We start from the raw sequence: 13645 nt of genomic DNA on the forward strand, positions 1-13645 counted from the left end.
TATCTCAATAATTAAGCCAATATAAGGCTATCAAATCCTTTTTGATCGTATACTTTCTATAATCACAGTGCCTATAATTAAACTACCTCCAACAAATGTATGTAATGTGGGAATCTCATTCAAGAAAAAGTAAGCAATTATAATTCCAAAAACAGGTTGTGCACTTCCAATAATACTCGCAGTACTTGCTTTAAAATATTTTAAACTGTTTATAAACATGGTATGGCCAATCGCTGTAGTGAGTAAAGCTAGTACTATAACGTATGGATATTGCGTGGTAATATTAGCGGTTCCTAGTGTAAATACAAATGGCATCAACAAAACCGAAACGATAGCAACTTGATAAAACATGAGCATGGTACCATGATACTTTTTAACTTCTCCTTTAAGGATGAGAATGCGCAAAGCATAACAGAGCGCTGAACATAAGCCAAATAAAATACCTTTAAGTTGATCGCTTTCTAAATTAAAGTCTGGTGCTAAAATATAAATACCGAGAAGTACCATGCCTCCCAGTAGCATATGAATAGGATCGAATTTTGTTTTTGAAAAAAGCGGTTCTAACAGTGCAATCATCACTGGAAACGTAAACATGGATAACATACCAATGGCAACATTAGTCAGTTTTAAAGCATGGAAGTACGTTACCCAATGTGCTCCCATTAAAACGGCTCCTATAAAAAAGGTGCGACGGTCTTTAGGTGTTTTTATTTTAAGATCAATCTTTTTGTAAAGACAATAGACGAGTAAAAACAGTGCTGCTAAAAATGATCTCCAACAAATAATCACAGGAGTAGGTAAGTCAATAAATTTTCCTAAAGCACCAGATGTACTAATAAATAGTGTGGCAACGGTAAGTAGTAAAATATGATTTAAATGACTTTTTTCTTTCATAAATGAAAAGTGATTTATTTACTTTTTCTTCAAATTACATCTTATAAGCACTCCACGTATCTCAGTGAAACCACCGTGAATCTCTGTGTAATTTTAAGTTCAAAATTTCAAAAAAAATTCGTGATTTTTAACACCTAACACCTAACACCTAACACCTAACACCTAACACCTAACACCTAACACCTAACACCTAACACCTAACACCTAACACCTAAACACCTGAAAGCGCATTCAAAGCTTGTCGTGTAGACTTTATATTTTCAAAAGTAAGTATCAATCGTAAGCCTTTTCGAGTTTGTTTTTCTTTCATTTTGCATCTGCCAACATTGGCTTGTACAAATTTTAGCACCTTTGCAAAACCATCACTCTGATAAAAACCACTTTGTTGATCTTGAATAAAATAACCGATCATTTTACCTTGTTTCATTATTAGTTTTTCGATACCCATTTTAGTAGCCATCCATTTGAGGCGCACGCTGTCTAATAAATCTGAAACTTGGGTTGGCAATTCGCCAAAACGGTCAACGATTTCAGTTTCAAACGTAGCTAATTCTTCTTCTGTTTTAATTTGATTGAGTTTGGTATATAGATTTAAACGCTCAGTAATATTGTTGATATAATCGTCTGGAAATAACAATTCAAAATCCGTATCAATAGTAATATCTTTTACATATTTTTTAGGTTTACCATCATCTTTATATAAATCTGAAAACTCAGTTTCCTTAAGTTCTTCAATAGCTTCATTTAAAATTTTCTGATAGGTATCAAAACCAATATCATTAATAAAACCACTTTGTTCTCCACCTAAAAGATCGCCTGCACCACGTATTTCTAAGTCCTTCATGGCAATATTAAATCCGCTACCCAATTCTGTAAATTGCTCTAAAGCCGAAATACGTTTTCGGGCATCAGTGGTCATGGCGGAATAATCTGGTGTAATAAAATAACAGAAGGCTTTTTTATTGCTTCGTCCTACACGTCCTCGCATTTGGTGTAAATCACTTAGCCCAAAATTGTTGGCATTATTAATAAAAATGGTGTTAGCGTTTGGAACGTCTAATCCGCTTTCTACAATCGTTGTGGCTACTAAAACATCAAATTCGCCATTCATAAAAGCGAGCATCAAATTTTCTAGCTTTTTACCATCGAGTTGACCATGACCAATACCAATTTTTGCGTCAGGAACAAGTCGTTGAATCATACCAGCAACTTCCTTAATATTCTCAATTCTGTTGTGAATAAAAAAGACTTGACCACCACGTTGAATTTCATAACTAATCGCATCGCGAATCGTTTCTTCACCAAAACGAATGACATGACTCTCAATAGGATAACGATTTGGTGGAGCTGTGGTAATCACAGATAAATCACGTGCAGCCATTAAACTAAATTGCAATGTTCTCGGAATAGGAGTTGCTGTTAAGGTCAGTACATCCACGTTTTCCTTTATGGTCTTCAACTTTTCTTTCACTGCGACTCCAAATTTTTGTTCTTCGTCTACAACCAGCAAGCCTAAATCTTTAAACTTTACGTTTTTACTGGCGAGTTGATGCGTGCCAATAATAATATCTACATTTCCTTTTTCTAAACCTTCTAAAGTTTCACGCTTTTCTTTGGCTGTTCTAAATCGATTGACATAATCCACAGTCACTGGAAAATCTTTTAATCGCTCCTTAAAGCTTCGTGAATGTTGATACGCTAAAATAGTGGTTGGTACCAAAACAGCGACTTGTTTGCCATTATCAACCGCTTTAAAAGCCGCTCTTATAGCCACTTCCGTTTTACCAAAACCAACATCTCCACAGATGAGACGATCCATAGGACGTTCACTTTCCATATCTGCTTTTATGTCTGCAGTTGAGGTGATTTGGTCTGGAGTATCTTCATAGACAAAAGAGGCTTCGAGCTCTAATTGCATATGGCTATCTGGTGCGTATTGAAAGCCTTTTTTTAGTTTTCGCTTCGCATATAATTTTATAAGGTTGAACGCAATTTCCTTAACCTTCGATTTTGTTTTTTGTTTTAAAACCTTCCACGCTTTGCTTCCTAATTTATAAACCGTTGGAGGTTTGCCATCCTTACCATTAAACTTGGTGATTTTGTGGAGCGAGTGAATACTGAGGTATAAAATATCGCGCTCACCATAAACCAGTTTTATGGCTTCTTGCTTTTTACCTTCAACATCTATTTTTTGAAGCCCTCCAAATTTACCAATGCCATGATCGATGTGCGTCACGTAATCTCCAATTTCGAGATTGGTTAATTCTTTTAAGGTTATAGCTTGTTTTTTAGCATAGCCATTTTTAAGATGGAATTTATGGTAACGGTCAAAAATTTGATGATCTGTATAAACAGCAATTTTATTTTCGGCATCTATAAAACCCTGATGTAATGAAAGTACAATCGTTTTATAATGCACTTTTTGTTCTAAATCTTGGTCGCTGAGCGAATTTGAAGTGAAAATATCATGAAATCGTTTGGCTTGCTGCTCACTAACACAAGCAATGTAATTGGTAATGCCTTTAGCGTGATTGTTGTTCAAGTCTTCAATCAACAAATTGAATTGTTTATTGAAGGCTGGTTGTGGCTTGGTATAAAATGGAATGAGTTGTTTTGCAAATAGGGCTTCCGAACCAAACTCCACCATAGCATATTCTAAAAACTGACGCTTTAACACATCGGAATTACAGAATAAGGCTTCTGGTGAGGCTTGTTTTATTTCACCTGATAAATTATTAAACGCTTCTTCAGCTTTACCATAAAAATCATCAATTCTTGAAAAAATAAGCGAAGCATTCTTAGAAAAGATAACCGTTTTATTAGAAATGTATTTTAGAAAACTTTCACGGTCTTCAGCAATCAGTTTATTGGCCACATTCGGAATAATACTCACTTTCTTAATGCGCTCTGTAGAGAGTTGTGTTTCTACATCAAAAGTTCTAATGCTATCTACTTCATCACCAAAAAATTCAATGCGGTAAGGCTCATCATGCGAAAATGAAAAGACATCAACGATACCACCTCTTACTGAGAAATCGCCAGGTTCTGTAACAAAATCGACACGTTTAAATTTATATTCGAATAAGACTTCATTTACAAAATCGATACTCAATTCGTTACCAACTGCAATCTTTAAGGTATTTTTTTCGAGCTCTTTTTTTGTTACTACTTTTTCAAAAAGGGCATCAGGATAAGTGACAATAATACACGGTTTTTTACGTGAATTTATACGGTTTAAAACTTCGGCACGTAAGAGTACGTTGGCATTATTAGTTTCTTCTATTTGGTAAGGTCTGCGATAACTGCCAGGATAAAACAACACATCTTTATCGTTAATGAGTTGTTCTAAATCATTGAGATAATAAGCGGCTTCTTCTTTATCATCAAAAACCAGTAAAAAGGGTTTGTCGGCTGTTTTAAAAATTTCAGAAACTACAATAGAAAAAGAAGATCCGACAAGGCCTTTTAAATGTAATTTACTTTCGGATGAGGCAATAGCAGTTTGCAGATTTTGCAGTTGCAAAGTCTGTGCGAATGTTTGGGCAATAGACACTTTACTCAAGTTTCTTTGTTTGGATTTGCAAATATAAAAGTTTTGAAGTGTTCCTTAATGATAATTCTGTGAATAGAATTATATTTGTTCAGAATTATTAATTAGATATTTAAAAACACTATATATGTCATTTTCAAATTTGTTCGAAAGCGGATTTAAAAAGCGAAATGAAGATCATTTTGCTGCCATTGTAAGAGTTGCGATGAGTGATGGAATTATTAATGAAGCAGAAAAAGCGTTTTTAGATCGTTTGGCCACAAGATTAGATATTACGGAGACGGAATACAAAACCATTTTGAAGGATTATAATACACATCCCATAAATGCACCACATTCTTACGATCAACGTTTAGAGCGTTTGTATGATTTGGCACGTATGGTGTGGGCAGATCATATTGAGGGACCTAATCAAGTAGCCTTATTAGAAAAGTTATGTATTGGCTTAGGTTTTAATCAAGACAACGTAAAGTATATTGCTGATAAAGCACTTAATTTAGTGCATTATGAAGTGGATGTGGATGAATTTACAGACCGAATGAAAAAAATGAATCAATAACCATAAGATTTAAAACATAAAAAAAGCGAACAGAGATGTTCGCTTTTTTATTTTGGATGCTTTTATGGTTTGTGTGTATCTTTAGTTGTGTGGTTGGGCAATTGATTATACACTTTGTTAGCAACTGGCTTTATTCTGCTTTTAAATGTTCTTCTAAAAATTCGTAAACTAGATTAAATTGCTTTAGAGGTTCCACGTGTCCACCATTCAATGTAATGTGTTCTTTATAGAATTTGAAATTTTTATCATTTAATCTTTCTATTATTCTGTCCGACATTTGTGTTGCTGGCCATTGATTGTCGTCTTTTCCTGAGATAATTAAAATAGGTCCATTTATATTCTCGACTGCTATTTCCGCTTTCTTTACAGCTTGCTTATCTTCGAGCATCATACTGTGAGCGGTATATAAATCACCTTTTATTGCTGGCGAGATAGTTTTTAAAGGTGCTGGCACGTATGTAACTTCCTTATTTTTATAAGTCCAAGAAGATGTGTTTGCAGACCAAGTAATAGCTGGAAAGCTAACATTTGAAGTTGACATTGCGATAACTGCATTGAAATGGTTAAATCTGCTTGCCAAATTTAAAACCAACTCACCACCACGAGAGCCACCAATTAATGCGATTTTGGTTTCGTCTATTTTTGGATGTTTTGCAATTTCCATTATCGAGTCGGAAATAGCATCAAGGGATATTCTATCGAGACTTTTTGGTGTTCCGTTAGAATTAAAATAACCAATTGCTAAAACCGAATACCCTTTTCTAATCAAGCTATCTCTTTTACCTTTCATATAATTTCTTGACCAATCGTTACCACCACTTCCACCACTAAAAGCTACTATTAATGGTTGATTATCGGAATTCCGAATGTAAAGTTTAGTTTCAACAATTCCGTGTTGTTCAGAAAGTGGTGGAACGTAAGTGAAAATGTAGATAATACCAGCTAATAAAATTAAAGCAATGACAAGTAAGATTTTTTTGGTACTTTTTTTCATAGCGACATAAGTGTTAGGTCACAATATTAAGTAATGAAACTACCATTTTACTTGACTTATGTCAAATAATTATTTTGCCCTTATTCTACTTAATGTTTCTTGGGTTATTCCCAAATACGAAGCAACCATTCTCAGAGGAATACGATGATAAAAACTCGAATAAGTCTCTCGAAAGTGGTCGTACTTTTCTTTTGCTGTTGAAAATCGCAATGACGTTACACGTTCCATTAGGTGTCCGAAAACACTACCCATTGATAATCGAGCATAGCGTTCCATTTCTGGGAAATTATCAAATAGATAAACAAGGTCTTTTGCGTCTATACAATATGCTTGAGTGTTTTCAATTGCGTCAATGTAGTAAATGTCTTTTACTTGATGAATAAAACTTTTAGGAGAATTTACCCATTCGTTTATTCCAGAAAAATACTCGGTGATTTCTTTTCCGTCTTTGAAGTAATAAGTACGTAGGATGCCTTTATGAATGAAATAACTTTTTGTACAGATGTATTTTGCATCTAAAACGAGTTGACCTTTCTTAAAATTTACTGGTTTTATTCGTTTTGAAAGTTCAGATTTTAACTTTTCCGAAAGTTCAATGAAAATCTCAAAATGGGTAAATATTTCTTTCGTTTTTTCGATAATGTTTAATTTGTATATAAGTGTTTTTTTAGCTTGTCGCGAACGTGTTTGTGTATGTTTTGTTGCGTGATTTAAGCACCTGATTTAGCAAATAAAACCCGAATAAAAAATCCGCGAGAATTTTTTGGTAAGCAGGCTTGAACTAGCAATAAATTATATACGGTGTTGGCAGTAGTAATTTTACGCTAATGCTAGATCGTCTTTACTTAATTTCAGTTTTGGATTATCCAATTTTTTAATCGTTGTTTTAATTTTTACTCTATCAGATTGTGGTAGAAAAGTTGGGACTAAATCGGTTAAATCAATTTTCAAAATTCTATTTATAACAATCAAATCTTTTAATGAAAAAGGACTTACTCCATTTATCAGTTCAGACATATAGGATTTGCTTTGGTGTCCTAAAACTTTTCCAAAGTCTTGTTGTGTTAAATTTAAATTCTTTAGTTTTTTTCGGATAAGCTCCTTTCTTCTCTGAATAAATAACCGTTCTTTTTCGGCAATCAGTTCTGCTACATCGCTTTCACGTAGTTTTTTTTCTGAAATATTAGAATCTGCACTCCAATTTTGATTTTCGTACTGTTCAATTAAATCTCTTAATTTTTTTCTAACGGATTTGAATTTGGGATTTCCTTTTGAAAGAACACGTAATTTTCTGTCCGCAATCATTGCTCTTTCAAAATCCAGTTCGTTTAGGATTTCCCCATTTTCAATTAGTTCTGATATGTCGAATTGTGTTTTCATAATTTTATTTTTTAAATCCAATCATTAGACTTTAACCACTTTCTAATAGTATTTCTATTATTTTTAAAGGTCGTTTCATATTCTTGATGTGTTCCAACCCAAACAGCAGTAGCTTCATTGTCATCAAACTCAATTAAAATCATTGTTCTGTGAATATTGATGTTGAAAAAGTAAAATCCATCGCTATGAACGTTGTCTGCATCTTTTCTTGTCTTATTCAGTTCAGTTTGATTCTTCCAATTATTATCGTTAATATCCTTAATGAGTTGGTCAATAGCTTTGGCTAAAGGAATATTTCCTCTGTTTTTTCTTTTAAGCTTTTCTAATATTTTTTTATTGGTCAGTCTCATCTTCGATTGTAAATATAAAAAAAGTTCGGTTATTATCCGAACTTTTTAGATTTTCTTTTTTTACTGCCAACATATAATATAAGCACTTAAACAGCTTTTAAACGCCTAATTATTACGCATAAACTCTTCAGCTTTTTCCACCATATTTTTGCTACCACAAATAAATGGTACACGCTGATGAAGTTCGGTAGGTTCTACATCCATAATACGCATATAACCATCACTGGCTTTTCCATTTGCTTGTTCTGCGATAAAAGCCATAGGATTACATTCGTATAACAGACGTAATTTTCCGTTGGAGTTTTTAGAACTTTTAGGATACATGTAAATGCCTCCTTTAATCATGTTTCTATGAAAATCAGAAACTAAAGAGCCAATATATCTGCTAGTATAAGGTCTGTTTTCATCTTCTTCTTGGCAATACTTAATATATTTTTTAATGCCTACTGGGAAATGAATATAATTACCTTCGTTAACCGAGTAAATATTGCCATCTTCTGGAAATTGCATGTCTGGATGCGATAAATAAAATGTACCAATCGCCGGATTCAATGTAAATCCATTGACACCATGTCCTGTAGTATAAACCAACATCGTCGATGTGCCATAAACCACATAACCAGCAGCCACTTGTTTGTTTCCTTTTTGAAGAAAATCATCTATTGTTACAGGTGTTCCAACAGGAGTCACACGTCTGTACACAGAAAAAATAGTACCTACAGACACATTAACATCGATATTAGAAGAGCCATCAAGCGGATCAATTAAAACAATATATTTATTTTGGTGATTTTCATCCTGACTGTTAATTGCCACAAAATCATCCTCTTCTTCACTTGCAATACCACAAACAATATTTCTATTAATTAAGGTCTGAATAAATTTGTCATTAGCATAAACATCTAATTTTTGCTGATCCTCACCTTGAATATTGGTATCACCAGCTGCACCAATGATATCGACTAAGCCAGCTTTGTTAACTTCGTGGTTAACGACTTTTGCAGCAAGACGAATGGAATTAATGAGTCTGGAAAGTTCTCCAGAAGAGTATTTAAACGAGGTTTGATTTTCAATTATAAATTCCCCTAGCGTTTGATTTCTTTTAGACATGAAGTAATATATTGATTAGTAGCGCACAAATATCGCATTTTTTAACAAACTATAACGTTTTCGTACTTTAAAATTATTGTGATGTCATTAGAGTTGCGTTATATTTGAATTTAATATTTAAGCAACCAATGAACCAGCCAAGATTAGCCGTTAGAGAAGATATGCCAAGAGTTTTAGAATTGATACAAGAGTTGGCAAAGTACGAAAAAGAACCAGATGCAGTAGAGGTAACACTGTTAGATTTAGAAAAAGACGGTTTTGGAGAACAGCCAAAATTTACGTGTTTCGTTTTAGAAGTTGATGCTACCATTGAAGGTATTGCTTTGGTTTATACCAGATATTCGACTTGGAAAGGTGAAGTACTGCATTTAGAAGATCTCATTGTTAGCGAAAAATGTAGAGGACAAGGTTTAGGCACAAAACTTTTAGATGTTGTTGTAAAACACGCAAAACAACTCGGAGTAAAACGCGTGTGTTGGGAAGTTTTAGATTGGAACGAACCTGCTATAAAATTCTACGAGAGCAAAGGCGCAAATGTGATGCGAGATTGGGATGTAGTGCAATTAGACGAAAACGGAATTACTAATTATTTAAACCAATTATAATGCAAGTTTATAAATTTGGTGGTGCGTCGGTAAAAGATGCGCAAGGTGTAAAAAATTTAGCTAAAGTTTTACAAACAACGGGTTACGATAAAACTTTGGTGGTGGTTTCTGCCATGGGTAAAACAACCAATAGAATGGAATTGGTGATTAAAAATTATTTTGAAAATAAAGCCGAATTGCAAAGTGCTATCCATGAGGTGATACAATGCCATGATGCTATTCTTGTAGATTTGTTTGAAAATAAAAATCATCAGGTATTTACTGAGGTCAAATTACTTTTTGATGAACTCAATTTGTTTTTTAGTAGTAATAAATCGCCAGACTATAATTATGTATATGACCAAACCATTGGTTTTGGTGAGTTAATTTCTACCACAATTATCAGTTATTATCTCAACAACATCGGATTAAAAAACAATTGGTTAGATGTTAGAGACTTTATAAAAACAGATAATTATTACAGACGCTCTAACGTCAATTGGGAACAGACACAAGCAAATGTATCTTCAAAATTTAATCCATCAATTCTTAATATTACGCAAGGCTTCTTGGGAAGTGACGCTAATAATTTCACCACAACCTTAGGAAGAGAGGGGAGTGATTATACGGCTGCAATTTTTGGTTATTGCCTTAACGCAAATAGTGTTACGATTTGGAAAGATGTACCAGGAGTACTCAACGCAGATCCGCGTTATTTTGAAAATGCCCAACTCTTACATCAAATATCTTATAGAGAAGCGATAGAATTAGCATTTTATGGTGCTTCTGTAATTCACCCAAAAACATTACAACCCTTACAACAAAAAGAAATTCCGTTGTATGTGAAATCTTTTTTAGATCCTGAAGGCAATGGTACATGTGTGAGTAAAGGCAAAGCATTAGTGCCAGAAATTCCTTGTTTTATTGTAAAGAAGCATCAAACTTTAATTTCATTATCCTCACTCGATTTTTCATACATCATGGAAGAGAATATCAGCGAGATTTTTAGTTTACTTCATCTGTATAAAATGAAGGTGGATGTCATTCAGAATTCTGCAATTAGTTTTTCAGTTTGTATTGATAACCTTTTCGATAATCTCGAAAAATTACTTCAACATTTAAAAGCAAAATTTAATGTAACATGTCATAAAAATGTCAGTCTATATACCATAAGGCATTATAATGACGTTGCCATACAAGAGCTTGAAAAAGACAAAACCGTTTTATTAAAGCAATTAACGCAAGGCACGGTGCAAATTGTTGTGCAATAATAGGATTTAAACACATTATAGTTATTACTTAAATAGGGCTTAGCAACTTCAAAACGTGCATAGCACGTAAAAGTTATTATATTTGTTTCATGGGTAAATCATCTGATACTGGTTTAGTAACCGCAAAAGAGATCGCTAAAGCAATCCACGCTGATAAGTATGGAATTTTTGGGACGTTTTTTGGTTGGATACTCATGAAGGTTCTTAAAATTTCTACTATAAATAAGTTTTACAAGCGCAATAAACATTTGAGTGATGTTGCCTTTTTAGATGCGATTTTAGAGGAATTTCAGATAAAGTTTGAAATTCCTGAAGAAGATATAAAGCGTCTCCCAAAAGAAGGGCCTTACATTACGGTTTCTAACCATCCTTTAGGAGGAGTTGATGGCATTCTTTTGCTTAAATTAATGATAGAACAGCGCAGCGATTTTAAGATTATTGCTAACTTTTTACTACATCGCATAGAGCCATTAAAGCCCTATATTATGCCTGTAAATCCTTTTGAAGAGCGAAAAGATGCAGCAAGCAGTATCGCAGGATTTAAAAATGCCATTTTACATTTAAGAGCAGGTCATCCTTTAGGAGTTTTCCCAGCAGGAGAAGTTTCCACCTATAGAGATGGCAAATTAGTAGTAGATAAAGAATGGGAAGTGTCTGCCATGAAGCTTATTCAAAAGGCGAAAGTACCTGTGGTGCCTATTTATTTTCATGCTAAAAATAGCCGCTTATTTTACAGACTTTCAAAACTAAGTGATACCCTAAGAACGGCAAAATTACCTTCGGAAGTATTAAGTCAAAAACGTCGAGTCATTAAAGTAAGGGTTGGTAAACCTATTTCGGTAAAAGACCAAAATGAACATGAAACGCTTCCTGAGTTTTCAGAATTTTTAAGACGAAAAACCTATATGTTATCTAAAACCTTTGAGGATAAACCTAAGATTTTAGATAATTTACAGTCGCAATTAAAAGTATCAAAACCACCAAAACGTATTGTGACTCCAATCGCACCAAAAGTGATGATTGCTGAGGTTGATGCCCTTAGAATTGGAGATAGCAGGCTTCTGGAAAGTAAAAATTACGAAGTGTTTTTGGCGTCGCCCAATGATATTCCTAATATTTTGAGAGAGATTGGCCGACTGAGAGAAATTACATTTAGAGAAGTCGGAGAAGGAACCAACGAGGCGATCGACTTAGATAAATTTGATACCTATTACCACCATATGTTTTTATGGGATAATGAAAACAATGTTATTGCAGGAGCTTATAGAATGGGCTTAGGATCTCAAATTTTTGAGCGTTTTGGAATTAATGGTTTTTATCTGCAAGATTTGTTTCGTTTTGAACCCGAATTATACAAAATGATGAGCCAGTCTATAGAGATGGGTCGTGCATTTATTATAAAAGAATATCAGCAAAAACCAATGCCTCTATTTTTACTTTGGAAAGGCATTGTGCACACAACATTGCGTTTCCCGGAACATAAATATTTAATTGGCGGAGTCAGTATTAGTAATCAGTTTTCTAACTTTTCTAAAAGTTTGATGATTGAGTTTATGAAATCTCATTATTACGATCCTTATGTAGCGCAATATGTCCATCCTAAAAAAGAATTTAAGGTAAAGCTACAAGATGCAGATAAGGATTTTGTGTTTGATGCTACAGAAGCCGATTTAAATAAATTTGATAAAATTATAGACGAAGTAGAGCCAGGCGCATTAAGGTTACCTGTATTACTTAAAAAATATATTAAGCAGAATGCAAAACTTGTAGCATTCAATGTGGATCCTTTATTTAACAATGCGGTTGATGGTTTAATGTATATTAAAATTGCAGACTTACCAGAAAGTACCGTAAGACCTGTAATGGAAGAGTTTCAGGCGGAACTAGAACGTAAATTTATAGATAACCATGATAAGTAGAATTGGATTATTATGCTTTTTAATTCTCCCCCTCTTTTGTGTGTCACAAACCCTTACTGGCCGTATTATAGATAAAGCCACACAACAACCTATTGAAACAGTTGCGGTTTATTTTGATAACACAACTATTGGAACCACTACCAACGAAAAGGGTGAATTTTCAATTACGTATACCGATGCCACGCAGTCAACCTTAGTCATTTCTTATCTCGGTTATGAAAAGGTGTTTATTTTAGATTATAGAAGTAAAAAGACCCTAAACATTGAATTGGTTGAAGCCGAAAATACACTCGATGAGGTCTATCTCGATTACGATGATGGCTTAACAAGGCGACAAAAATTACGCTTATTTAGAAAAGAGTTTTTAGGCAGTTCAAAGTTTGGTAAGTCTTGTAAAATCTTAAATGAAGATGATTTGTTTTTGCGTTATGATAAAAAAAACAAAACGATGTCTGCAAGTTCTAAAGCGCCTGTAATGGTCATTAATAAAGCGCTACAATACGAAGTTGCTTTTGATATTAAGGATTTTGAAATTAAGTTTAGATATGTTGAACCTGAAACTAATATTTTCAATATCCATTCCATAGCGTATTTTGGGACGTCTTTTTACAAAGATTTAAAGGATGCTAAAAAAACAAAAACACTTAAAAATAGAGAAGCGGCTTACAATGGGTCTGTACAACATTTTATGCGCGCGTTATATAATAAGAACTTTGAAGAAGAAGGTTACATCTTCGGAAAAAATAAATTTAAGGTAAATTGGAATGATTTCTTTACCATTTATGATACGGATAACTTAGGTTATAAAACTGTGGTGTTAAAAGAAAAGTTAGATATTTTTTATAACCAAGATAAAGGTTCTGTAATAGAGACTGCTGTGGATCAATTTCAAGTAGATCAATATGGAAATTATTTGCCAGTTGTTGCAGTTTACTTTGGAGGTGTTATGGGAACCCAACGCATTGGTGACTTGTTGCCTTCGGATTATGGTTTGAACGAAAAAGAAACAACAAAAAACCCAGAAGATTAATTCT

At 33.7% G+C, this 13645-nt stretch carries 12 protein-coding genes; 5 read left to right on the forward strand and 7 right to left on the reverse strand.

Annotated features, from left to right (window positions below):
• Positions 1 to 30 precede the first annotated feature (30 nt).
• Positions 31 to 894 carry a DMT family transporter gene (locus tag AB8B52_RS01200; protein WP_406024419.1) on the reverse strand — a complete coding sequence of 288 codons (864 nt, stop codon included), beginning with the start codon at positions 892 to 894 and terminating at the stop codon, positions 31 to 33.
• 211 nt (positions 895 to 1105) lie between these two features.
• A complete protein-coding gene (gene mfd, locus AB8B52_RS01205; protein WP_406024421.1) occupies positions 1106 to 4456 on the reverse strand; it encodes a transcription-repair coupling factor in 3351 nt (1116 codons plus the stop codon).
• A 115-nt stretch (positions 4457 to 4571) separates the two neighbouring features.
• On the opposite strand from mfd, the gene AB8B52_RS01210 reads away from it, so the two are divergent.
• Positions 4572 to 5003, forward strand: a complete 432-nt coding sequence (locus AB8B52_RS01210) for a TerB family tellurite resistance protein (protein WP_406024423.1) — start codon at positions 4572 to 4574, stop codon at positions 5001 to 5003.
• A 130-nt stretch (positions 5004 to 5133) separates the two neighbouring features.
• Here the strand turns inward: AB8B52_RS01210 and AB8B52_RS01215 are convergent, their stop codons facing one another.
• From AB8B52_RS01215 to fbp, 5 genes are all read right to left on the reverse strand, one after another.
• Positions 5134 to 5997, reverse strand: coding sequence for an alpha/beta hydrolase family protein (locus AB8B52_RS01215; protein ID WP_406024425.1), 864 nt, complete (start codon positions 5995 to 5997; stop codon positions 5134 to 5136).
• Positions 5998 to 6066: 69 nt separating this feature from the next.
• Positions 6067 to 6720, reverse strand: a complete 654-nt coding sequence (locus AB8B52_RS01220; RefSeq protein WP_406024530.1) for a Crp/Fnr family transcriptional regulator — start codon at positions 6718 to 6720, stop codon at positions 6067 to 6069.
• A gap of 96 nt (positions 6721 to 6816) precedes the next feature.
• Positions 6817 to 7377, reverse strand: a complete 561-nt coding sequence (locus tag AB8B52_RS01225) for a helix-turn-helix domain-containing protein (RefSeq protein ID WP_406024427.1) — start codon at positions 7375 to 7377, stop codon at positions 6817 to 6819.
• Positions 7378 to 7388: 11 nt separating this feature from the next.
• Entirely contained in the window at positions 7389 to 7727 is a 339-nt protein-coding gene (locus tag AB8B52_RS01230) for a type II toxin-antitoxin system HigB family toxin (RefSeq protein WP_406024429.1), read from the reverse strand.
• Positions 7728 to 7832: 105 nt separating this feature from the next.
• Positions 7833 to 8837, reverse strand: coding sequence for a class 1 fructose-bisphosphatase (fbp, locus tag AB8B52_RS01235; RefSeq protein WP_406024431.1), 1005 nt, complete (start codon positions 8835 to 8837; stop codon positions 7833 to 7835).
• 128 nt (positions 8838 to 8965) lie between these two features.
• Here fbp and AB8B52_RS01240 point away from each other — a divergent pair, with 128 nt between their 5' ends.
• The 4 genes from AB8B52_RS01240 to AB8B52_RS01255 all read left to right on the forward strand — a co-directional run bounded on the left by AB8B52_RS01240 (position 8966) and on the right by AB8B52_RS01255 (position 13641).
• Positions 8966 to 9442, forward strand: coding sequence for a GNAT family N-acetyltransferase (locus AB8B52_RS01240; RefSeq protein ID WP_406024432.1), 477 nt, complete (start codon positions 8966 to 8968; stop codon positions 9440 to 9442).
• Entirely contained in the window at positions 9442 to 10692 is a 1251-nt protein-coding gene (locus AB8B52_RS01245; RefSeq protein WP_406024434.1) for an aspartate kinase, read from the forward strand. The genes AB8B52_RS01240 and AB8B52_RS01245 overlap by 1 nt, the downstream gene beginning before the upstream one ends.
• Before the next feature lie 89 nt (positions 10693 to 10781).
• Positions 10782 to 12611, forward strand: coding sequence for a GNAT family N-acyltransferase (locus AB8B52_RS01250; RefSeq protein WP_406024436.1), 1830 nt, complete (start codon positions 10782 to 10784; stop codon positions 12609 to 12611).
• Positions 12601 to 13641, forward strand: coding sequence for a carboxypeptidase-like regulatory domain-containing protein (locus tag AB8B52_RS01255; RefSeq protein ID WP_406024438.1), 1041 nt, complete (start codon positions 12601 to 12603; stop codon positions 13639 to 13641). The genes AB8B52_RS01250 and AB8B52_RS01255 overlap by 11 nt, the downstream gene beginning before the upstream one ends.
• The last annotated feature ends 4 nt before the right edge of the window (positions 13642 to 13645 follow it).

This window comes from Winogradskyella sp. (assembly GCF_045105575.1).
In the GTDB taxonomy this organism is placed as follows: domain Bacteria; phylum Bacteroidota; class Bacteroidia; order Flavobacteriales; family Flavobacteriaceae; genus Winogradskyella.

Bases quoted from the DNA above. Each gene is read 5' to 3' on its own strand.
- AB8B52_RS01200 (WP_406024419.1), bottom strand. From the start codon at position 894: ATGAAAGAAAAAAGTCATTTAAATCATATTTTACTACTTACCGTTGCC.
- AB8B52_RS01210 (WP_406024423.1), top strand. From the start codon at position 4,572: ATGTCATTTTCAAATTTGTTCGAAAGCGGATTTAAAAAGCGAAATGAA.
- AB8B52_RS01215 (WP_406024425.1), bottom strand. From the start codon at position 5,997: ATGAAAAAAAGTACCAAAAAAATCTTACTTGTCATTGCTTTAATTTTA.
- AB8B52_RS01225 (WP_406024427.1), bottom strand. From the start codon at position 7,377: ATGAAAACACAATTCGACATATCAGAACTAATTGAAAATGGGGAAATC.
- AB8B52_RS01230 (WP_406024429.1), bottom strand. From the start codon at position 7,727: ATGAGACTGACCAATAAAAAAATATTAGAAAAGCTTAAAAGAAAAAAC.
- fbp (WP_406024431.1), bottom strand. From the start codon at position 8,837: ATGTCTAAAAGAAATCAAACGCTAGGGGAATTTATAATTGAAAATCAA.
- AB8B52_RS01240 (WP_406024432.1), top strand. From the start codon at position 8,966: ATGAACCAGCCAAGATTAGCCGTTAGAGAAGATATGCCAAGAGTTTTA.
- AB8B52_RS01245 (WP_406024434.1), top strand. From the start codon at position 9,442: ATGCAAGTTTATAAATTTGGTGGTGCGTCGGTAAAAGATGCGCAAGGT.
- AB8B52_RS01250 (WP_406024436.1), top strand. From the start codon at position 10,782: ATGGGTAAATCATCTGATACTGGTTTAGTAACCGCAAAAGAGATCGCT.
- AB8B52_RS01255 (WP_406024438.1), top strand. From the start codon at position 12,601: ATGATAAGTAGAATTGGATTATTATGCTTTTTAATTCTCCCCCTCTTT.